Genomic DNA, 19,441 nt, shown 5'->3' with positions numbered 1-19,441 from the left:
CTTCTGCCCCAACTGCCGCACCTCCGTTCTCGTTCACCCCGCAGCTGCAGAAGGGCGACGTGGTCGGCGGGCAGTACGAGGTCGTCGGCTGCCCGCCTACGGCGGACTCGGCTGGATCTACCTCGCGCGCGACCGCAACGTCTCGGGCCGCTGGCGTGGTTCTCAAGGGCCTGCTCAACTCGGGCGATCCGGACGCCTACGCCGCCGCCGTCACGGAGCGGCAGTTCCTCGCCGAGGTCGAGCACCCGCTCATCGTCGAGATCTACAACTTCGTGCTGCACGAGGGCGCCGGCTACATCGTGATGGAGCACGTCGGCGGTCCGAGCCTCAAGCAGATCCTCAAGGAGCGGCTGGAGGCGAACGGCGGCAGCGCCGATCCGCTGCCGGTCGACCAGGCGCTCGCGTTCGTGCTCGAGGTCATGCCCGCCTTCGCGTACCTGCACGACCACGGCCTGCTCTACTGCGACTTCAAGCCCGACAACATGATCCAGGTCGGCGACCAGGTGAAGCCTGATCGACCTCGGCGGCGTGCGCCGGGCCGACGACGACGCCTCGGCGATCTACGGCACCGTCGGCTACCAGGCGCCGGAGGTGCCCGAGGTCGGCCCGTCGATCGCGTCCGACGTGTACACGATCGGCCGGACTCGCCTCGCTCGTGCTGGACTTCCGCGGCAACCAGACGACCTACGTCGCCTCCCTGCCGCCGGTGTCCGAGACGCCGCTGTTCCAGCGCTACGACCTCGTTCTACCGTCTCGTGGCGAAGGCGTGCGCGCCCGATCCGCAGGACCGGTTCGCGACGGTCGACGAGATGCGCGGGCAGCTGCTCGGCGTGCTCCGCGAGGTCGTCGCGACCGACCGCGGCCTCGGGCACCCGTCGCTGCACTCTCGACCGAGTCGGCGCTCTTCGAGGCGCCGGTCGCCGACGTGGTCGACCGTCCGCTGCCGTGGGACGCGCTGCCGCTGCTGAAGATCGACGAGTCCGACGCCGCGAAGGCGTGGCTCGCGGGAGTGAACGTCGCGGATCCGTCGTGCGCCTGCGCGCCCTCGCGCTCGCTCCGACCACGACGGTGGAGGTGCGGCTCGGCGCGGGCCCGAGCGGCGATCGAGGCCGAGCGGTGGGAGGAGGTGACCCGGGCGACCGGCGAGATCCTGTCCGAGGATCCCCGGGAGTGCGCGCGCCGTGGATGAGCGGTCTCGCGCAGCTCGCGCGCGGCGACGACGTCGGCGCCCGCGCCTCGTTCAACACCGTCTACGGCCAGGTCCCCGGCGAGCTGGCGCCCGCTGGCGCTCGCCGCGGCGTGCGAGTCGAGCGGCGAGCCCGAGGTGGCGGAGTCGCTCTACGTGATCTGCGCCCGCTCGGACGCGAACTACACGGCTCCGGCCGCCTTCGGTCTCGCCCGCGGTGCGGCAGGCCCGCGGCGACCTCGACGGCGCGCTCGACGCGCTCGACATCGTCACGCCGACGCGCTCCTCCTCCTCGACGCCCGCCGCCGGCGCGCGGAGCTGCTGGCGGAGTCGGGTCGCGGATCAGCCCGCCTCGGCGGCGCTCCCGAGCGTCGACTCGCTCGCGGATCGACCCGCGCACCCGGCTCGAGCTGACCACCGGGGTGCTGGAGTCGGCGCTGGAGCCCGTGCGGCGCGACGGACCGGCCGAGGGGGCGATGCTGGGACCGTGGAAGCGACCGAGCCGGCGATCCGCGACGGACTCGAAGCCCGTACCGCTCGCTCGCCGCGTCGACCCGGGAGCGCGAGGAGCGCCTCCGACTCGTCGACAGGGCGAACCGCCGTGCGGCGCTGGACGCTGACGTGAGCGGGGGAGACGGCGGGAGCGGGAACGCGGGCGTGAGCGGGAACGCGAGCGGGGGCGAGTCCGAGGTGGGCCGGATCCCCGACGCGTCACCGACCGAAGAGGGGACTCCGGTCCCGGACGCGGCTCAGACCGTCGAGGAGGCCTGACCGGCAGCACCCGACCGACACCCCCGCCGAAGACACCCCTGCGTTGTCCACCCCGTGCCCCGTCTGCGGTGAGCCGGTCACGACCGGCGACGTTCTGCGAGGCGTGCGGAGCGACGCTGATCGTGACGGCCGCTCCGGACCGCGCCGCCGACCGCCGTCGAGGCGACCCGCGCGTGCGTGTACTGCGGGGAGCCGTCGCCGCCGACGGCTACTGCGAGCAGTGCGGACAGCGCGCGCCGACCGAGCGCGAGCACTGGCCGAGGCGCCGCATCCGCTCGTCGGAGGCGTCTGCGACCGCGGGATCCGGCACCCGGCCAACGAGGACGCCCTGGCGATCGGAGCGGTCGCGGCCGAGGACGGCGCGCTGAGCACGGCGCTCCTCGTCGTCTGCGACGGCGTCTCGTCGACCCCCGACTCCGACACCGCCTCGCTCGCCGCGGCCCGCGCCGCCCTGAGCGCCCTGCAGGCCGAGGTCGGCGGCGGCGCCCGCGGGGCCGAGCGCTGGGGCGCCCTGCTGCAGATGGCGACGGCGCGCGCCTCCGGAGCGGATCGACGCCGCCGTGCCCGAGAAGCGCGACAATCCGCCGTCCTGCACCTTCACGGCCGCGATCCTCGAGGGATCGCTGCTGGTCACCGGCAATGTCGGCGACAGCCGCTGCTACTGGATCCCGGACGCCGGGAAACCGCGGCAGCTCACCGTGGACGACTCGTGGGCGCAGGAGCAGATCGCGTCGGGGATGAGCCGCGCCGAGGCCGAGACGTCGAAGGACGCGCACGCCATCACCCGCTGGCTCGGCGCCGACGCGCACGACGAGGAGCCGCGGCTCTCGACGACGGTGCTCGAGGAGGCGGGCTGGGTGCTCGCCTGCTCGGACGGGCTGTGGAACTACGCCTCGTTCGCCGAGGACCTCGCCGCCGTGCTGCACGAGGCGCAGCAGCGGGTCGGCAGCGACCCGGTGACGCTGGCCGAGGCGCTCGTCGCGTGGGCCAACGAGCAGGGCGGGCACGACAACATCACGGCGGCTCTGGCGCGTTCGAGGTGCCGGGAGCAGCGGGTCCGTCCAGCGGCGCGGAACCGCGGTGGACGAATCCGTCACTCCGACGGCCCGAGCGCTCTACGCCGACCCCATGAGCCTCGCCGAGTCCCGCACCGCGCTGTCCATCGTCGGCCACTGGATCGACGGGGCGCCGTCGGCGTCCTCGTCCGGCTCGGACCGCCCTCGTCTACGACCCGGCGCTCGGAGTCGTGGCCCGCGAGGTGGCGCTCGCCGACGCCGCCGAGATCGATGCGGCCGCCGCCTCCGCCAAGGCTGCCTTCCCCGCCTGGCGCGACACGTCGCTCGCCAAGCGTCAGCAGATCCTCTTCCGCTTCCGCGAGCTGCTGGAGTCGAAGAAGGGCGAGCTGGCCGAGATCATCACGTCCGAGCACGGCAAGGTCGTGTCCGACGCGATGGGCGAGATCACCCGCGGCCAGGAGGTCGTCGAATTCGCCACGACCCTGGCTCACCACTCTGAAGGGCGAGTACTCGGAGCAGGTGTCGACCGGCGTCGACGTGTACTCGACCAAGCAGCCGCTGGGCGTCGTCGGCATCATATCGCCGTTCAACTTCCCGGCGATGGTGCCGATGTGGTTCTTCCCGATCGCGATCGCGGCGGGCAACACGGTCGTCGGAAGCCGTCCGAGAAGGACCCGTCGGCGGCGATCTGGCTCGGGCGCCCTCTGGAAGGAGGCCGGTCTGCCCGACGGTGTCTACACCGTGCTCAACGGCGACAAGGTCGCGGTCGACGGACTGCTGGAGCACCCGGACGCGCTCGATCTCGTTCGTGGGATCCACCTCGATCGCGCAGTACGTGTACGAGACCGGCACCAAGCACGGCAAGCGCGTTCAAGCGCTCGGCGGAGCGAAGAACCACATGCTGGTGCTTCCGGACGCCGATCTGGATCTGGTGGCCGACTCCGCGATCAACGCGGGCTTCGGCTCGGCGGGGAGCGGTGCATGGCGATCTCGGTCGTGGTCGCGGTCGAACCGGTGGCGGACGAGCTGATCGGCAAGATCCAGGAGCGGGCCGTCGCAGCTCCGCATCGGCGACGGGCGCCGCGGCTGCGACATGGGGCCTCGCGTGATCGGAGCAGCACCGCGACAAGGTCGCCTCCTACATCGCGATCGCGGAGAGGACGGTGCCGAGGTGGTCGTGGACGGCCGCGGCATCGAGGTCGACGGCGACGCGAACGGTTCTGGCTCGGCCCGACCCTGCTCGACAGGGTGCCGACCACGTCGCGCGTACACCGAGGAGATCTTCGGTCCGGTGCTGTCGATCGTGCGCGTGCAGTCGTACGAGGAGGGTGTGGCGCTGATCAGGCCGGAGCCTTCGGCAACGGCACGGCGATCTTCACGAACGACGAGGAGCGGCCCGCCGCTTCCAGAACGAGGTCGAGGTCGGGATGATCGGCATCAACGTGCCGATCCCGGTGCCGGTGGCGACGTTCTCGTTCGGCGGCTGGAAGTCGTCGCTGTTCGGCGACACCAAGGCCCACGGTGCGGAGGGCGTGCGTTTCTTCACGCAGCAGAAGGCGATCACGTCGCGCTGGCTGGACCTCGCACGGCGGCATCAACCTCGGCTTCCCGCAGCACTTGAGCCTTCTCGCTGCGCTCGTCGATCGGCCGCGGTCGGCAGGCGGGCGGTTGCGTTGCAGAGAGCGTCCGCGTTCGCGCACGACGATCCGCTGGAACGCGGATCGCCGCGGTGTTCTCGCTTCCTCCTCCTGCGTCGTCGATCGCCCGCGGTCTGGCCGGGCAGTGGGCAGCGCTCCGGCAGAGCGTCCTGCGTCCGCGCACGGCGATCCGCTGACACGCGGATCGCCGGTTGCGCTCGGTCGCCCCTTGCTGGTCGAGCGCGCCGCGCTGCGGCGTATCGAGACCGAGGTCGCCAGGGACGCGAGTCCTTAGCGCAGCACGGAGAGGGCGAGCCAGAGCTGCTGCGCGCGCTGACGTCGTCGAGGTCGACGCCGAGCGCGCGCTCGACGGCGGTGATGCGATTGCGCAGGGTGTGCCGGTGGAGCGCCGAGCTCGCGGGCGGCCGGCTCCCACGCGCCGCTGCGGCGGAGCCACACGCGGGCGGTCTCGAGGAGCACCGCGCCCTCCGGGGTCAGCAGCGGGGCGAGCAGGCGGCGGGCGAGCGGCTCCGCCCCGGACGCGGGGTCAGCAGTCCGAGCATGCCCTGCGCCGCGACGTCCTCGAAGCGCAGCAGCGGCCGCTGGGGCGAGGAGCGGTCGGCTGCACGGCGCGCCTCGACCAGCGCCCCCTCGAGAGACGCCCAGTCGGTCGGAGCTCGACGACCCGGCGGCGGCTCCGTGCCGCGCGAGCACGTCGCCGATGACGGCGAGATCGTCGGCCCCCGTGACGAGCACGAGCGCCCCCTCGCGCTCGGCGAAGAACAGGCGCGCGCCGTTCTCCTCGGCGACCACCCGAGCTCGTCGAGCAGCGAGTCGCCGTGCACCGGCTCCGCGAGCACGCTCACGCGGAGCGGCTCGGCGGGCAGCGTGCCCCACAGCTGCCGGGCGGTGCGCGCGGCGACCTCGAACGCCCGGGAGGCGAGCAGCTCGAGGAGTCCGGAGCGCAGCTGGCGGCGCGAGGTGTCGAGCGCCCGCCGCTGCTCCAGGGCGATGCTCGCCAGCGCGATCACGCTGGCGACCAGGTCGTTCCTCGCCGGATCGAGCGGAGTGCCGGTGCCCACCGCGAGCACGCCCTGCAGGTGGTCGCGCCGCCCCAGCGTCTGCAGGGTCACGCCGCCGCCGTCGTCCAGGCGCAGCCCCGCCCGGCTGCCGCGCGAGCGTGTGCCGCACGGCGTCCGCGACCGAGCGCTCCGCCTCTCGGGGCACGTCGAGCCGGGTCGGCACCTGCACGCGCTGGCCCACCGCGTCGTGGCAGGGCGACCCAGCAGCCGAGCCGCCGCTCGAGCCCGGAGAGGATCGCGGCCAGCCCGTCGGGGCGCAGAGCCGCCCGGGCGACGCGGCGCTGCGCCTCGAGCGACCACTTCGAGGCGCTCGCGCTGCTCGCGCGAGATGACGTCGGCGACGAAGCGGATGATGCCCATGAACGGCGTGAGCTCGGCGACCCCGCAGCAGGGGCAGGCCCTGCCGCTCGCAGGCCGCGACGAGCGCCGCCGGCACGTCGTCGTGCACGATGCCGGTCGCGAAGCCGAGCGCTCGGATACCGCGGCCGCGCAGCCGGGCGACGTACTCCTCCGGAGAAGTCGGCCGTGCTCGCCTGCGAAGTGCGACGCCGTCGGTCAGCAGCAGCTGCCCCGATTCGAGCCAGGAGTGCGGGATCGACCCAGATCGGAGAGTGCGCCCAGACGAGCGGGGCGTCCAGTGCCGCCTCGTCGTGCACGCCCGCGAGGACGTGGAGGGCGAACGCCGGCTCGGCGAGCAGGTCGCGGACGGTCGCGGGCACGGCAGCCTCCGAGGGTGGCCGGCGGGGAGGCCGGGGTCGACGATCCGTCCATCGTAGGGGTCTCCGATAGACGGATCCGCTACGGCGGTGCGGGCGGTCGAGGGCCAGATGGAGGGACGCCGCCTCCGGAAGGACACCATGAGCACCGAGACCGCCTGACCGCCACCGCCCGCAGCAACGCCGCGGTCACCGCCGCCGACCGCTCGCGCGTGTTCCACTCCTGGCCCGCCCAGGGCGCCCTCAACCCGCTGCCGATCGCCGGCGGCCTGGGAGCCGAGGTCTGGGACGTCGACGGGAACCGCTACCTCGACTTCTCGAGCCAGCTCGTGAACGTCAACATCGGCTACCAGCACCCGAAGGTCGTCGCCGCCATCCAGGAGCAGGCCGCGGTGCTCACGACCGTCGGTCCCGCCTTCGCGAACGAGACGCGGGCCGAGGCGGCGCGCCTGATCACCGATCGCGCGCCCGAGGGCTTCGAGAAGGTCTTCCACCACGGCGGAGCGGATGCGAACGAGAACGCGATCCGCATGGCCCGCCTGTTCACGGGCCGCGACAAGGTCGTCTCGCTGTACCGCTCGTACCACGGCAACACCGGAGCGGCGATCGTGTCGACCGGCGACTGGCGCCGCATCCCGAACGAGTACGCGCGGTCACGTGCACGCCTTCGGCCCGTACCTCTACCGCAGCGAGTTCTGGGCCGAGACCCCGAGCAGGAGTGCGAGCGCGCGCTGCACCACCTCGAGCGCGTCGTGCAGGCCGAGGGCCCTGAGTCGATCGCGGCGTTCCTGCTCGAGACGATCCCCGGCACCGCCGGCGTGCTGACCCCGCCCCTCGGGCACCTCGCGGGTGTGCGCGCGATCGCCGACCGCTACGGCATCCAGCTCATCCTCGACGAGGTCATGGCCGGCTTCGGACGCACGGGGAGTGGTTCGCCTTCGACGCGTTCGACGTGCGGCCCGATCGATCACCTTCGCCAAGGGCGTCAACTCGGGCTACGTGCCGATCGGAGGAGTGATCATCTCGATCCGATCGCCCACCACTTCGACGAGCGCGTCTTCCCGGGCGGACTCACCTACTCCGGCCACCCGCTCGCCGCCGCCAGCGTCGTCGCGACGCTCGAGGCCATGGAGGAGGAGGGCATCGTCGAGAACGCGAAGACCATCGGCTCGGAGCACCTCGCGCCCGGGCTCGCCGCGCTGGAGGCGAAGCATCGAGGTGATCGGCGAGGTGCGCGGCTCTGGCGTCTTCTGGGCCCTCGAGCTCGTCGAGGACCGCGGCACCCGCGCCGCTCGCGCGCCGCCTCGGTCGGCCGGCTCAAGAGCGATCTGCTGTCGCGGGGCTCCTGCCGTTCACCGCCGACAACCGGATCCACGTGGTGCCGCCCGCCGTCGTCATCCGGCCGAGGTCTCCCGCGGCCTCTCGATCCTCGACGACGCCCTGACCGCCTTCAGCGGCTGACGCGGGTCTCGACACGCCCTCGCGGTGCTACTCGACCGGCAAGGGCGTAGGCCAGCCGCGTTCCGTGAGGGAGTGCCCGCCTCCTGCTGATCGAGTAGCGCGCGCAGCGGCCGTATCGAGATCCACCGACTCCTGGCGGTGGTGGGTCTCGATACGCCCTCGCGGTGCTACTTCGACCAGCAGCGGTGATGCGTGGCGTCCGCTGCGGGGCTGCTCGGTCCGCGGCGGAGTGCCCGCCTTCTGCTGCTCGAGCAGGCTGCGCAGCGGCCGTATCGAGATCCGCCGACTCCTGGCGGTGGTGGGTCTCGATACGCCCTGCCGGACTGCTCGACCAGCAACCCACCGGACCACCCGCACTCCACGAGGCGATCCGGGGATCCGCGTGTCAGCGGATCCCCGTCGCCGAACGCAGGACGCTCTGCGAAACGCAACTGTCCGCGGTAGCCGACCGCGGCACGCGCCGCGCGGCGTGCTATCCGATGGAGTGCAGAATGAATGCGGTGACGAAGCCGAGCACGGCATACAGCCCCGTCAGCACGTTGTCGCGGTCGAACGCCTCCGGGATCATCGTGTTCGAGATCATCGCGAGGATCGCGCCGGCCGCGACCGTGGTGACGAAGCTGGCCACGACGGCCCCCGGCGCGGTGGCGAACACGAGGAAGCCCACGAGCGCGGCGGCGGCCGACGCCGCGGCGATGCCGCCCCAGACGGTGAAGACGTAGCGGGCGGAGCGGCCGTCGGCCTTCATGCCCGCGGTCGACGAGGCCCTCCGGCAGGTTCGAGATCGCCACGGCGGCGACGATCGGCACGCTGATGGCGGCGGCGGACCCGCCCTGCGCGACCGAGAGCCCGAGGACGGATCGACTCGGGCACGCCGTCGATCAGCGCCCCGGCCGCGATCGCCGCCCCGCCGCCTCCGCCCGATCCGGAGTGAGGACTTGCGGTTCCCGGCGCCCGCTCGCGAGAGCAGCGCATCCGCCCCGACGAAGACGATCGCGCCGGCGAGAGTGCCGAGGACGGTCGGCAGGAGCCCGCCGTCGTCGGCGGCCTCGGCGACCAGCTCGTAGGCGAGGGCCGAGATGAGCACGCCGGCGCCGAAGGCCGACACGGCGGCCGTCAGCTTCGGCGGGACGCGGAAGAACCAGGCGAGCGCGGCGCCGATCAGGAGCGTCGCTCCTCCGATCGCGCCGCTGAGGAGGGCGAGGGACCAACTGGGCACGGCTCAGCTCAGGACGACCGGTCCGAGGGCCCGGGGGTTGACGACGGGGTCGGGTTCGCGAGGCGGATGCACCGCGGTGACCAGCACGACCGACACGATCATCAGCAGGAACCACGACACGAGCTTCGACACCGAGACGACCTGCCAGGCCGTCGACCTGGTCCGGGTAGAGCCAGGCGCCCGAGTAGGTGGCGATGTTCTCGGCGAACCAGATGAACAGGGCGACCAGCGCGAATCCGAGGAGCACCGGCATCCGGTGCACGCCGCGGTGGACGCGGTAGACCATGACGCTGCGCCCCCAGAGCAGGACGACGGCCGCGAGAGAAGCCACCGCGCGTCCGGCAGGAAGTGGTGGCTGAAGAAGTTCACGTAGATCAGCAGCGCGACGACCGCCGTCAGCCACCACCGCGGCCAGCGGACGAAGCGCACGTCGAATGAGGCGGTGGATCCGCACCATGTACGAGCCGACGGACGCGTAGAGGAACCCGCTGAACAGCGGCACCGCGCCGATCCGCAGCACCCCGTCGGCCTCGTAGCTCCACGAGCCCACGTCGGTCTTGAACAGCTCCATGCCGGTGCCCACGAGGTGGAACAGCACGATCACCCACAGCTCGCGCCCCGTCTCGAGGCGGGTGGCGACGAGGACGATCTGCAGCACCACGGCGACGATCGTCAGCAGGTCGTTGCGGGCGAGTGCGGCGTCGTCCGGGTACCAGAGGCGGGCGGCGAGGAGGACCGCGAGAAGCACGGCGCCGAAGACGCACGCCCACGCCTGCTTCGCGCCGAAGACGAGGAACTCGATCAGCGAGGCGCGCGGTCCGGCGGCAGGCCGCGGGCGAGGATCCGGTTCGCGGCGTCGTCGATCCGCTGCTCGATCGGTGTGAAGGCCCGTCGTCGCTCGCTCATGCGCCCCGCTCCCCGTCGGAGCGCTCGATGCTACCGGTCGCGCGCTCCCGCTCAGCACCGCCGTGCGACGAACCCGTCCTCGCCCGGCACCAGCAGGTCGCGGTCGCGCTGCAGCACCCCGATGCGGTCGCCGCGCGCCGCGCACGCCCGCTCGAACACGGAGTCCGGGGCGTCCGTGTACTCCACCTCGTAGACCCGGTCGCCGTAGGCGCCGGTGTACCGCGTCGCACTCGTCGAAGGCCTCGCACTCCTCGGTGATGGCGAAGTCGAACCCGAGGCCGCGCAGCTCCGGCGCGCGCTCGGCCGCGTTCTTCTGCCCGAGAGCGAGCCCGGTGCGCTCCTCGATCAGGCCGGCGGCGAAGGCGGCGGTGTCGGAGTCGCTCAGCAGCCCCTGCGAGCGCGTCGCGGAGTCGAGGTTGTCGGCCTCGACCGCGTCGAAGCCGCCGTCGGCGCAGCCTCGTCGATCCACGGCCCGGACGACCGCCATCAGCGCTTCCCGCTTTCGCCGGCGTCGACACGTCCAGCAGCACCTCGCCGGGGCCAGTCCGGGTCGGCGACGGGCGCGCCGGAGGAGTCCTGCAGCAGCAGGTCGGCGCGCTCGCCCGTCCAGTCCTCGCGCTCGCCAGGGCTGCGTCTGGAACGCGTTGACGTAGCAGGACGGAGCAGAGACCGGGCTCTCGACGCGCCCTCGCGGTCGCGCACGACGAGCTCCACACCCTCGGCCGGCGGGTATCCGCCGCCCAGCTGGTAGTCGAAGCGGGCGCCGTCGGGAGGGAGGGCGATCCCTCCGGGGCGTCGTCGAGGAGCAGCCGAGGGAGCAGCAGGAGCGCGCTCACCAGGACTGCGAGGGCCCTCGGCGGCGTCCGCGAGGCGGGAGCCGCTCAGACGCGGCAGCCGCCGGCCGCACACGCGGGGCGACGCGCGAAAATAGAATCGCGGGAATGGCGGAGTTCAGCGCGAGTGTTTTCCAGAACGAGTACCTCTCGACGGCGCCACGGATGCGCACGCGATCGTGACGGCCACCGCGGCCGGCAGCACCGGCTCGGCCGGCAGCGACGGAGCGGGCCGCCGAGATCATCATCGTCGACTGCGCCGGATCGATGACCGGCGAGAACATGGCCGCCGCCAAGCGCGCGCTCCAGGTCGCGGTCGACCAGATTCTCGACGGCACCTTCTTCGCGGTCGTCGCGGGCTCCGAGCGCGCCGACCGCGCGTTCCCCTACCCCAACGCCTCCGTCTCGATGGTGCGGATGGAGCCGAGGCGCCCGCGCCGTGCGGCTTCCGCGAGGCCATCGGCGAGCAACTTCCAGGCCGACGGCGGCAACCGCGATGGGCAAGCGCCGGCTGACCCTGGCCCGTCAGCCGCCTTCGCGACGGTCCCGGAGGCGACGCAGCGCCACGCGATCCTCCTCACCGACGGCAAGAACGAGCACGAGGCCGCGGATGCAGCTCGACGCCGCCATCCGCGCCGCCCAGGGGATGTTCCGGTGCGACGTGCGCGGAGTCGGCTCCTGCCGGGTCGTCGAGGAGGCACGGTACGATCGCGAGCGCGCCCTGGGCACCGTGCGCTCATCGCGAACCCGGCCGACATGGCCGCCGACTTCGAGCAGATCGTGCAGGCGTCGATGCGCCGCGGAGCGTCGCCGACGGCGAGCTGCGCGTGTGGACGCGCCGCAGGGCGGTGCCCAGCCGCTGTTCGCCCGCCAGGTCGCGCCGAACCTCCGAGGACCCTCAGCTCGCGCCGCACTCCGGTGAACCCGCTGACCGGCTCGTACCTCGACGGGCGCCTGGGGAGACGGTCCGGGAGTACCACGTCGGCGGTCCGCGTCGCGTCCAAGCCCGTCGGAGCGGGAGCAGCTCGCCGCGCGCGCGCAGCTGAGCGTCCGCGACGAGGTGGTCGCCTCGGCGCTCGCGAAGGCCCGCTGGACGGACGACTCGGCGCTCACCGCGCGCATCGACCCGGCGGTCGCGCACTACACCGGGCAGACCGAGCTCGGCATCGGCGATCCGGTGGACGGACTGGCCGCGCAAGGCCGTCGGCGACGACGCGACGGCCACGGTCGCGCCTTCTCGGCCGCGCCGTGCAGCTGGCCGCCGTCACCGGCAACGACGAGGCCACCGCGAAGCTGCGCAAGGTGGTCGAGATCGACAACCCGAACGAGGGCACCGTAGCGGCTCAAGCGCGGAGTGACCCGCCTCGCCGACGAGATGGCGCTCGACACGGCGTCCACCAAGACCACGCGGGTGCGCAAGTGAGCTACCGGTGCCCCGCAGGGCACAACGCGCCCGGCGACTACTGCGACGCCCGCAAAGCGCCGATCCAGGCCGCGCCCTCGGCCGCTCCCGGGGCCCAGCGCCGCCGCGCCGACGACCGCGATCCCGACCGGGCCCGCCGTCTGCCCGAACTGCCTCGCACCTCCAACGCGGCGGGCGCGCCTTTCCGCGAGAACCGCGGCTACGACTTCACCACCGCCTCGCTGCCCGAGGCCGACCCGTTCACCGAGTCCGGCGCCGTGCGCTGCCTCGGCGGCGGGGTCGGCGGCTCCGCGACTCGCAGGCCGGCGATCCCCGGTGCCCACCTCGGCGAGGCTCCGGCGCCCCGCGCGGCGGAGGAGGCTCCGGACGCGGGAGTTCGTCCCGGAGCAGGAGGCCGGCTTCGACGTGCCGGTCGCCACGGCCCGCCGACCGAGGTGATCCCGGAGCGCCGGCCCCCTCGCTCTCACCGGAGACCTCGGAGGACGATGCCGTGGATCGCCGAGCTCTGGATCGACCCGGAGCGGTACGCCGAGCAGCGCGCGGACGACCCAGATGCTCCGCCGGCCGCCGACCGTCGTGCAGTGCTGCGCGAGCGCACGCCGCTGGTCGGGCGTCCCTCCGTCTCGCGCGGGATCTCGCCGCAGATCACCTGCGGCAACGACTCCGGGGCCCCGCGCCACTGCCAGCTGGACACCGACGGCTACCGCTGGTGGGTGGAAGGACCTGCAGCTCGCTGCGAACGGCACGTATCCGCCGCAGCGGGCGCCGCGCTGCCGCAGACCTGATCGCCCCGGGCCAGCGCCGCGAGATCGAGGAGGGCGACCGCCTCTACGTCGGCGCCTGGACCCGCCTCGTGCTGCGGAAGGCGCTGCCGGGCGAGGCCTGGAGCGGAGTCTCTCCGGGTGACGGGGGTCCGAGACGCGACTGCAGACCTCCGCTGATCGAATAGCCCGCGGAGCGGGCGTGTCGAGATCCCCGTTTCCAGAGGGTGACGGCGCTCGAGACGGCTCGCGCGGCTGCTCGACCCGGAAGCGGAGGTCTCAGCGGGCCGGCGAGCAATGCGCCGAGCATCCAGGACAGCGCGGCGACCGCGCCGACGCCGACCACGCGCTCGAGCGAGCCGACGATGACGCTGCGGCGGATCCTCGCGGTCCGGCCCTCGTCCACCGACTGCGCAGGAGCGCCCGCGCCGCCGCCGCCGCCCTCCTCCTCGTCCGCTGCGCAGCCGGTGCGCGACCTCGTCGGCCGCAGGCGGCCTGCCGGGTCCCGCTGCGTCATCTCGGCCAGCAGCGTCCGCCGCTCGGCGGGGAGCGTCTCGGGGATCGCGGGGCTGCGGTGCAGGCGGGCGATCGCCGCCCCGAGGACGGTGCCCGAGTACTCCCGGTGACCGGTGTAGCGCGCTCCGAGGAGGACCAGGCCGAGCGAGAATGACGTCGCCCGCCTGGCCGGAGCGGCTCGCCCGCGACCTGCTCGGGGCCGACGAAGCTCCGCCGCGCTCGATGACGATGCCGTCGCTGGTGAGGCGCGAGCCGTCCATGAAGTGGGCGACACCGAAGTCGGTGAGCTTGGCGGTGTCGCTCGTAGCCAGGACGTCGAACCGACGTCGCCGACGAGGCTGTCGCGTCGCGGCCGCACCACGCCGCGCTCGTGGAGGTAGGCGAGCGCCTCGGCGAGCCGGGTGCCGATCGCCGAGACCTCGTCGATCGCCATCGGCCCCGACTCGAGCCGGGCCTTTACCATCGTGGGGTCGGCGACGAGCTCCATGACGACGTAGCGGCGGACCTCCCCGCCGAAGTTGTGCAGGCCGGCGTCGAAGAGGTTGACGATGCCCGGGTGCGCGAACGAGCTTCGAGCATCCGCACCTCGCGCTTCCTGGCGGGCGACGTCCTCGCCCGAGGCTTCCGCGCGGGAACACCTTCACGGCGACGTCGCGCTGCACGGTCTCGTCCTCGCGCGCGGTACACCGAGCCCATCCCGCCCGAGCCGATCCGCTCGATGAGGTAGTAGCGCCCCGCCACCCGCCGCCGGGGCGGCATTGGCGGCGATGGTGCTCGTGCAGGAGCCTCGCCTTCCGAGGGAACGGCACGTTCTCCGGAGCGCTCCAGAACGGCGCCCGGGAAGACGGTACCGCGAGCAGCCCTCGCGGGGAGGCCCGGACGTCGTAGGGATTGACAGCACGTCGCCTCTGAGCACGGCCTGGACGTGAGGGATCCGGGCCCGGCCGCTGGGTGAGGACTTCGGTCGGGAGCGCGCCGCAGCGGCCTTCGCGGGCCGCACCCCCGCCGCGACGCCGCCGAGGCGTATTCGACGCCTAAGAGAGGTACGCCGTCGCCGGGCCGTGCGGGCCGGCGCGACGCGGCGCTCCCGCGCCGGAGCGGGAGGTCCGCGGTGCAGCATCCCGTGCCCGAACGACGACGGGACGGGAGGAACGACGCCCCGTGCGGCCCGTGCACCAGCGCGATCGTGCCCACCCACGACCCCCCGGGCGGCACCTGGACCGCTCCGAGGTCGTACGAGACGACGTCGCGGTCGAGGGCCTGTCCGAGTCGGCCCTCGACGCCCGCGAGATCCGGTAGGGGGCGGCGAGCGCGGGCTCGGGGAAGCGGACGTGGTTCACCACGAGGCGGAGGCGGATGCGCTCCGGGTCGGGATTGACGACCACGAGGAGGTGGGCCCTGTCGTCGACGAAGTAGCCCAGGAGCTTTCCTGCGGCGCGGCGGCGGGGGCCGGGGCGGCCAGGGCCGCAGAGGAGCGCTCCAGCGGAGCGCTGTCGCGATCGAGCGGCGGGGAACGGTGCGGGTCATGGTGCTCCTCGGTCCGGCGGGCGCCGGAGTCGGGAGATCCAGGGCGACCCGCGAGGCGAGGATACGTCGCCTCGGCCGGCGGCCGAAGCTGGCGCGACCCGTCGTCGCGCCCGCCGGGTCAGCCGCGGCCGAGCATCCCTCGAAGGACCCCTCGAGCGCCCACGGGTCGCGCACCGTGCGCGAGACGCGGGCCGCCTCGGCCGCGAGTGCTGCGACCGGCCCGCTCGATGCGGCCGGGGAGGGCTCGACCGTCCTCGCTCGCTCGCGCCCCAGTCGTCGGTCGCCGCGAAGACAGTGGTCGACAGGGGAGGCGTGCAGGCCAGCGGAACAGCGGGCGCATGGCGTAGTCGACCGCGAGGGAGTGGCGGGGCGATCCTCCTGTCGCGGCGAGCAGCACGGCAGTCCGCGCAGCGCCTCCAGTGTCGAGCACGTCGACGAACGACTTGAAGAGTCCGCTGTACAGCTGGTCGTGAAGATCGGCGGACGGCGCATCAGGCCGTCGGCGCCCGACACCGCGTCGTACCAGCGGCACCGGGCGGGCCGGACTCGGCGAATCCGGTGAGCAGGCTGTTCGTCACGTCGTGCGCGAGGTCCTGCCCAGCTCGACGACGCTCCGCTCGACGGCGAAGCCCTGCCGGCTCAGCTCGCGCTCGGTCGCGTCGGCGAGGCGGTCGGCGAGCAGCCGCGTGGAGGACGGCTGCGGCCGAGGCCGCCGAGAGGACGATCCTGCGGGGTGTCCATGGTGGTTCTCCTTGTCCCGGCGTTCAGGCGCCGACGGCGACGGGCTGCGCGTCGCGGGCGGCGACGCGCGAGGCGCGGGTGGGCGCCTCGGGGACGTGGCGCGGCGGCGGAGTCGAACTCGTGCCGCAGCACGGGCAGGATCCTCGCCGAGCAGCTCGAGCTGCTCGAGGACGGTGGCCAGCGGCAGGCCCGCGTGGTCCATCAGGAAGAGCTGGCGCTGGTAGTCGCCGACGTAGTCGCGGAAGCCGAGTGTGCGGTCGATGACCTCCTGCGGAGAAGCCGACGGTGAGCGGCGTCTGCTCCGTGGTAGTCCTCGAGCGAGGGCTCCGTGCCCGTAGACCGGCGCGTTGTCGTCGAAGTAGAGGCCGGAACTGCTTCACCGCGTCCTGGGAGTTGCGGGCCATGGTAGGGTCTGACCGCCCAGGCCGACGATCGCTCCGGTCGGGCGGAGCCGTGACCGTAGTGCTCGAAGCGCTGGCGGTAGAGCTGCACCATCTTCTGCGTATGCGAGGCGGGCCAGAAGATGTGGTTCGAGAAGAAGCCGTCGCCGTAGTAGGCGGCCTGCTCGGCGATCTGCGGCGAGCGGATGGAGCCGTGCCAGATGAACGGAGCGATACGCCGAGCGGGCGGGGCGACGGTTGGCTCCGGCGGCGGCGTGCAAGTGAACTGCCCCTGCCAGTCGACGAAGTCCCTCGCGCCGAGCAGGCGGTGGAGGTCGTAGTTCTCCGGGATCGTGAGCTCGATGCCCTGGCGGATGTCCTTGCCGAACCAGGGGCGGACCGGGGCCGGCGGTTAGCCGTCGAGCATGAGTGGTCGACGCGTCCGCCTCGAGAGGTGCTGCAGCATCGCGAAGTCCTCGGCGACTCTTCACCGGGTCGTTCGCGGTGATGAGCGTGGTCGCGGTCGAGAGCAGCAGGCGCTCGGTCTGCGCGGCGATGAACGCGAGCGTGGTGGTGGGCGAGGAGGACCAGAACGGCGGGTTGTGGTGCTCGCCGAGCGCGTAGACGTCGAGCCCGACCTCCTCCGCCTTTCTGGCGATCGTGACCGCGGCCGCGATCTTCCCGGACCCGGTCGGCGTCGCTCCTGCGGTGGGGGTCGGTCGTGATGTCGCTGACCGAGAAGATTCCGAACTGCATGAGGTGCGCCCCTTCGTCGCCGGCGCCGGTGTGGCGCCAGATCCATGCGTTTGCATGTACAGGACGATACAGCGACGAGGCGGGCGGAGTAGCCCCGACGGCGCGATCGGCCGCCGCCGCGATGCGCGATCCGTCGAACGGCTCGGCGAGGTCGCGAACCGCTCCTCCGATCATGCGCGGGGACCAGTTCGCGACGGATCGACCGTGCTCCTGATCCTCGGCGCTCGGGGCGGGTGGTGCATCGCCTCGCCCCCGTCGGCTCAGCAGGCCGTCAGGTAGGTGAACGTGGCGAGATCGGAGTAGCCGTGCACGTACTGCGCCGCCGCGGTCGCGACCCCGTCGCCACGCGCGGTCGCCGGTGAAGTGGTAGAGGTCGCCAGTTCGGCGCGAGGAAGTACCGGAAGCCGACGTTGTCGGATCCCGCGCGGGATGTTCCTCGCTCAGCGTGGTCACGGGGCCGGCGCCCTGGGCCGAGTAGGTCCCGGACGCGGTCTGGAAGGTGACGAGGTCGTAGTAGCCGTCGACGTACTGCGCGGCGGCGTGGTCACGCCGGTGGCGACGCGATCCCCGGTGAAGTAGTAGAGGTCGCCGTTCGGGGCGAGGAAGTACTGGAAGTCGATGTTCGTCGAGCCCAGCGGGATGTTCCGCTCAGCGTGGTGACGGGGCCGGCGCCCTGAGCCGAATAGGTCCCGGACGCGGTCTGGAAGGTGACGAGGTCGTAGTAGCCGTTGACGAACTGGGAGGCCGCGGTGGTGACGCCCGTCGCGACCCGGTCGCCGGTGAAGTAGTAGAGGTCGCCGTCGGGGGCGAGGAAGTACCGGAATCCGACGGCGGTCGAGTCGAGGAGGTGTTGCCGCTGAGGGTGACGGGTCCGGCGTTCTGAGCGGAGTAGGTGCCGGACGCGGTCTGGAAGGTGACGAGATCGGAGTAGCCGTCGACGTACTGCGACGCGAGGGTGGTGACGCCGGTGGCGACGCGATCTCCGGTGAAGTAGTAGAGGTCGCCGTTCGGTGCGAGGAAGTACCGGAAGCCGAGGTTGTCGGAGCCGGCGGGGATGTTCGCGCTGAGAGTCGGGCTGGAGGGCGTTCTGGACCGAGGCGGCCGCGGTGTTCGCGGTCGCGCTGATCGAGGCGGCGGCCGTCGTCGTCCCGGACGAGGCCGAGAGCGTGCCGCTCCCGCCGGCGGCGGGGAGGGTGATCGGCGGCAGCTGATGCTGCCGTCGTCGCCCGACGTCGCGGAGTGCGCGGAGCCGCCGCCCGGGAAGGTGAACCCCGCGGGGAGGGTGACGGCGATCGTCCGTCCGGCGACGCCAGAACCCGCTCGTCGCGGTCACGGTGACGCCGCTGAGGGAGCCGCAGCCGCCGCCGGAGTAGCTCGGCTGCGAAAAGGCGAGGCTCAGCGCGTCGCCGGAGGCGGCCGCCAGCGGTGCGCCGATCGCGGTGGCGACGACGGGATGGTCCAGGAGGCGCCGGCGACGATCGTGCGTCGCTGGATGCCGCCGGTGGGCGAGTCGGTGAGGTGGTCGGACATGCGTGAGCTCCTTGGAAGAGGTGGATGACGGAGCCGATTCTTCGATTCCTGCCTCCGTCGCGGTCGCCTTCTTCCGTTCTGCTGCCCGACTTCCGTTCCACGGCCGCGGGCCGGGCGCGGCTCCTCGGCTTTACTGGTGTCACTGCTCGGAGACGTCGACCGCATCCCGCCCGCTCGAGTGCGTCCTTGTCGTGAGGGGGGCCGCCGTGATCGCAGACGCGGGACGGAGGCGGAGAGGTTCGCCGCGGTGCGCGGACTCCGGCGACGGGGGGGACGTCTCGCCATCGTCCTGGGGGACGAGGCCGACGCCGGACCGGTCCGCGTCGCCGCGGGATCTCCCACACGCCGGCGTCCGGAACGCTGAAGGCCTCCTCCCGGTCGCGCGCTCGTGATCGTGCAGCTCGACGGCTCGATCGCCCTCGAGGCGCAGGAGGGGGACGGCTCGCCGCAGAGGCCTTCTCCGGAGCGGGCCAGGTCTCGCCGCGACCGAGGGCGCCGACGTCGCCCTCCTCGACGCCTCCGAGTCGACCGCCCGGATCGAGATCGAGGCACGACTCCCGGTCCTCGCCCTCCGCCCGCAGCTGCTGAGCGCCCAGGACCGCGACGGCGCGTGGGCGAAGGCCGCCTCGCCCCACTCGGCGAACGCCGCTTGAACGCGGGCCTCGCCGACGGCTCGCCCGGACTGGAGCACTTCGCCGCCGCGATCGGGAGCTGCTGCACAGCGCTCGTGCACGAGCTGTTCCCGGACGCGATCGGGACGACGACGCTGGGCGAGCGTGCGATCGCCGTCATCGAGCGGGACGCCTCCGACCCTGCCCTCTCTCGTCTCGCGGCTGGCGGAGCGTCTCGGCGTGACGCGGCAGCACCCGGCCTTCGTGTTCGCACAGGAGGGACGGCGGACGCCGCTGCAGGAGATCCGGCGTGCCAGGGCGGTCCTGGCTCGTGAGCAGCTGATCGCCGGCCGTCGATCGCCTCTCCGC

18 protein-coding genes and 7 pseudogenes are annotated in these 19,441 nt (G+C 73.0%); 11 read left to right on the top strand and 14 right to left on the bottom strand.

Annotated features, from left to right (window positions below; genetic code table 11):
• The first annotated feature begins 59 nt into the window (after positions 1–59).
• The 3 genes from AC0CII_RS10055 to AC0CII_RS10045 are packed head-to-tail and all read left to right on the top strand — an operon-like array spanning position 60 to position 1,806.
• Complete coding sequence (locus tag AC0CII_RS10055) at positions 60–968, top strand: protein kinase domain-containing protein (protein WP_465229336.1); 909 nt, start codon at positions 60–62, stop codon at positions 966–968.
• Positions 926–1,189 carry a hypothetical protein gene (locus AC0CII_RS10050; RefSeq protein WP_465229335.1) on the top strand — a complete coding sequence of 88 codons (264 nt, stop codon included), beginning with the start codon at positions 926–928 and terminating at the stop codon, positions 1,187–1,189. The genes AC0CII_RS10055 and AC0CII_RS10050 overlap by 43 nt, the downstream gene beginning before the upstream one ends.
• On the top strand, positions 1,171–1,806 hold the full coding sequence (locus AC0CII_RS10045) for a hypothetical protein (RefSeq protein ID WP_465229334.1): 636 nt from the start codon (positions 1,171–1,173) through the stop codon (positions 1,804–1,806). Before AC0CII_RS10050 ends, AC0CII_RS10045 begins: the two co-directional genes overlap by 19 nt.
• 359 nt (positions 1,807–2,165) lie before the next feature.
• Here AC0CII_RS10045 and AC0CII_RS10040 read toward each other — a convergent pair whose 3' ends face one another.
• A complete protein-coding gene (locus AC0CII_RS10040; RefSeq protein WP_465229333.1) occupies positions 2,166–2,558 on the bottom strand; it encodes a hypothetical protein in 393 nt (130 codons plus the stop codon).
• 645 nt (positions 2,559–3,203) lie between these two features.
• Here AC0CII_RS10040 and AC0CII_RS10035 point away from each other — a divergent pair.
• The 3 pseudogenes from AC0CII_RS10035 to AC0CII_RS10025 form a co-directional block, all read left to right on the top strand.
• Positions 3,204–3,431: pseudogene (locus tag AC0CII_RS10035) on the top strand (aldehyde dehydrogenase family protein); the annotation flags it as partial.
• A gap of 61 nt (positions 3,432–3,492) precedes the next feature.
• A pseudogene (locus tag AC0CII_RS10030) lies at positions 3,493–4,252 on the top strand (aldehyde dehydrogenase family protein); the annotation flags it as partial.
• A 148-nt stretch (positions 4,253–4,400) separates the two neighbouring features.
• Positions 4,401–4,475 (top strand): annotated as a pseudogene (locus AC0CII_RS10025) (hypothetical protein); the annotation flags it as partial.
• Positions 4,476–4,901: 426 nt separating this feature from the next.
• On the opposite strand, the gene AC0CII_RS10020 reads toward AC0CII_RS10025, so the two are convergent.
• From AC0CII_RS10020 to AC0CII_RS10010, 3 genes and pseudogenes are all read right to left on the bottom strand, one after another.
• A complete protein-coding gene (locus tag AC0CII_RS10020) occupies positions 4,902–5,090 on the bottom strand; it encodes a hypothetical protein (protein WP_465231086.1) in 189 nt (62 codons plus the stop codon).
• A 14-nt stretch (positions 5,091–5,104) separates the two neighbouring features.
• On the bottom strand, positions 5,105–5,743 hold the full coding sequence (locus AC0CII_RS10015) for a hypothetical protein (protein WP_465231085.1): 639 nt from the start codon (positions 5,741–5,743) through the stop codon (positions 5,105–5,107).
• 391 nt (positions 5,744–6,134) lie between these two features.
• Positions 6,135–6,251, bottom strand: a pseudogene (locus AC0CII_RS10010) (hypothetical protein); the annotation flags it as partial.
• Between the two features lie 174 nt (positions 6,252–6,425).
• Between AC0CII_RS10010 and AC0CII_RS10005 the strand changes: the two are divergent.
• Positions 6,426–7,919, top strand: a complete 1,494-nt coding sequence (locus tag AC0CII_RS10005) for an aminotransferase class III-fold pyridoxal phosphate-dependent enzyme (protein WP_465230863.1) — start codon at positions 6,426–6,428, stop codon at positions 7,917–7,919.
• On the opposite strand, the gene AC0CII_RS10000 is transcribed toward AC0CII_RS10005, so the two are convergent.
• From AC0CII_RS10000 to AC0CII_RS09980, 5 genes and pseudogenes are all read right to left on the bottom strand, one after another.
• Positions 7,897–8,220: a hypothetical protein gene (locus tag AC0CII_RS10000; RefSeq protein WP_465229332.1), complete on the bottom strand. Its 324-nt coding sequence runs from the start codon at positions 8,218–8,220 to the stop codon at positions 7,897–7,899. The genes AC0CII_RS10005 and AC0CII_RS10000 overlap by 23 nt on opposite strands.
• A gap of 121 nt (positions 8,221–8,341) precedes the next feature.
• Positions 8,342–9,088: a ZIP family metal transporter gene (locus AC0CII_RS09995; protein ID WP_465229331.1), complete on the bottom strand. Its 747-nt coding sequence runs from the start codon at positions 9,086–9,088 to the stop codon at positions 8,342–8,344.
• Positions 9,089–9,091: 3 nt separating this feature from the next.
• A pseudogene (locus tag AC0CII_RS09990) lies at positions 9,092–9,994 on the bottom strand (DUF817 domain-containing protein).
• Positions 9,995–10,045: 51 nt separating this feature from the next.
• The gene (locus AC0CII_RS09985; RefSeq protein WP_465229330.1) at positions 10,046–10,180 is read right to left on the bottom strand and encodes a hypothetical protein; all 135 of its coding nucleotides are present in this window, start codon (positions 10,178–10,180) and stop codon (positions 10,046–10,048) included.
• Between the two features lie 85 nt (positions 10,181–10,265).
• Positions 10,266–10,604, bottom strand: a pseudogene (locus tag AC0CII_RS09980) (endo alpha-1,4 polygalactosaminidase); the annotation flags it as partial.
• A gap of 490 nt (positions 10,605–11,094) precedes the next feature.
• On the opposite strand from AC0CII_RS09980, the gene AC0CII_RS09975 reads away from it, so the two are divergent.
• A complete protein-coding gene (locus AC0CII_RS09975; RefSeq protein ID WP_465229329.1) occupies positions 11,095–13,035 on the top strand; it encodes a hypothetical protein in 1,941 nt (646 codons plus the stop codon).
• Positions 13,036–13,078: 43 nt separating this feature from the next.
• Here the strand turns inward: AC0CII_RS09975 and AC0CII_RS09970 are convergent, their stop codons facing one another.
• Entirely contained in the window at positions 13,079–14,014 is a 936-nt protein-coding gene (locus AC0CII_RS09970; protein ID WP_465229328.1) for a hypothetical protein, read from the bottom strand.
• Positions 14,015–14,083: 69 nt separating this feature from the next.
• Between AC0CII_RS09970 and AC0CII_RS09965 the strand changes: the two genes are divergently transcribed.
• Positions 14,084–14,254: a hypothetical protein gene (locus tag AC0CII_RS09965; RefSeq protein WP_465229327.1), complete on the top strand. Its 171-nt coding sequence runs from the start codon at positions 14,084–14,086 to the stop codon at positions 14,252–14,254.
• A 434-nt stretch (positions 14,255–14,688) separates the two neighbouring features.
• On the top strand, positions 14,689–14,826 hold the full coding sequence (locus tag AC0CII_RS09960; RefSeq protein WP_465229326.1) for a hypothetical protein: 138 nt from the start codon (positions 14,689–14,691) through the stop codon (positions 14,824–14,826).
• Between the two features lie 346 nt (positions 14,827–15,172).
• Here the strand turns inward: AC0CII_RS09960 and AC0CII_RS09955 are convergent, their stop codons facing one another.
• The 4 genes and pseudogenes from AC0CII_RS09955 to AC0CII_RS09940 form a co-directional block, all read right to left on the bottom strand.
• The gene (locus AC0CII_RS09955) at positions 15,173–15,586 is read right to left on the bottom strand and encodes an NADPH-dependent FMN reductase family protein (RefSeq protein ID WP_465229325.1); all 414 of its coding nucleotides are present in this window, start codon (positions 15,584–15,586) and stop codon (positions 15,173–15,175) included.
• Between the two features lie 232 nt (positions 15,587–15,818).
• Positions 15,819–16,931 (bottom strand): annotated as a pseudogene (locus AC0CII_RS09950) (CE1758 family FMN-dependent luciferase-like monooxygenase).
• A gap of 544 nt (positions 16,932–17,475) precedes the next feature.
• Entirely contained in the window at positions 17,476–18,264 is a 789-nt protein-coding gene (locus AC0CII_RS09945) for a hypothetical protein (protein ID WP_465229324.1), read from the bottom strand.
• A gap of 62 nt (positions 18,265–18,326) precedes the next feature.
• The gene (locus tag AC0CII_RS09940; protein ID WP_465229323.1) at positions 18,327–18,461 is read right to left on the bottom strand and encodes a hypothetical protein; all 135 of its coding nucleotides are present in this window, start codon (positions 18,459–18,461) and stop codon (positions 18,327–18,329) included.
• Between the two features lie 388 nt (positions 18,462–18,849).
• Between AC0CII_RS09940 and AC0CII_RS09935 the strand changes: the two genes are divergently transcribed.
• Complete coding sequence (locus AC0CII_RS09935) at positions 18,850–19,407, top strand: hypothetical protein (RefSeq protein WP_465229322.1); 558 nt, start codon at positions 18,850–18,852, stop codon at positions 19,405–19,407.
• Positions 19,408–19,441 lie beyond the last annotated feature (34 nt).

It is taken from the genome of Rathayibacter sp. AC182, from assembly GCF_979253875.1.
The sequence above is the reverse complement of the archived record's forward strand: the minus strand, read 5'-3'. Positions and strand labels throughout refer to the sequence as shown.

What these genes read in the sequence shown, in the direction of transcription:
- AC0CII_RS09975 (WP_465229329.1), top strand. Translation starts at nt 11,095, where the DNA reads ATGACCGGCGAGAACATGGCCGCCGCCAAGCGCGCGCTCCAGGTCGCG.
- AC0CII_RS09970 (WP_465229328.1), bottom strand. Translation starts at nt 14,014, where the DNA reads ATGGAGCTCGTCGCCGACCCCACGATGGTAAAGGCCCGGCTCGAGTCG.
- AC0CII_RS09940 (WP_465229323.1), bottom strand. Translation starts at nt 18,461, where the DNA reads ATGTCCGACCACCTCACCGACTCGCCCACCGGCGGCATCCAGCGACGC.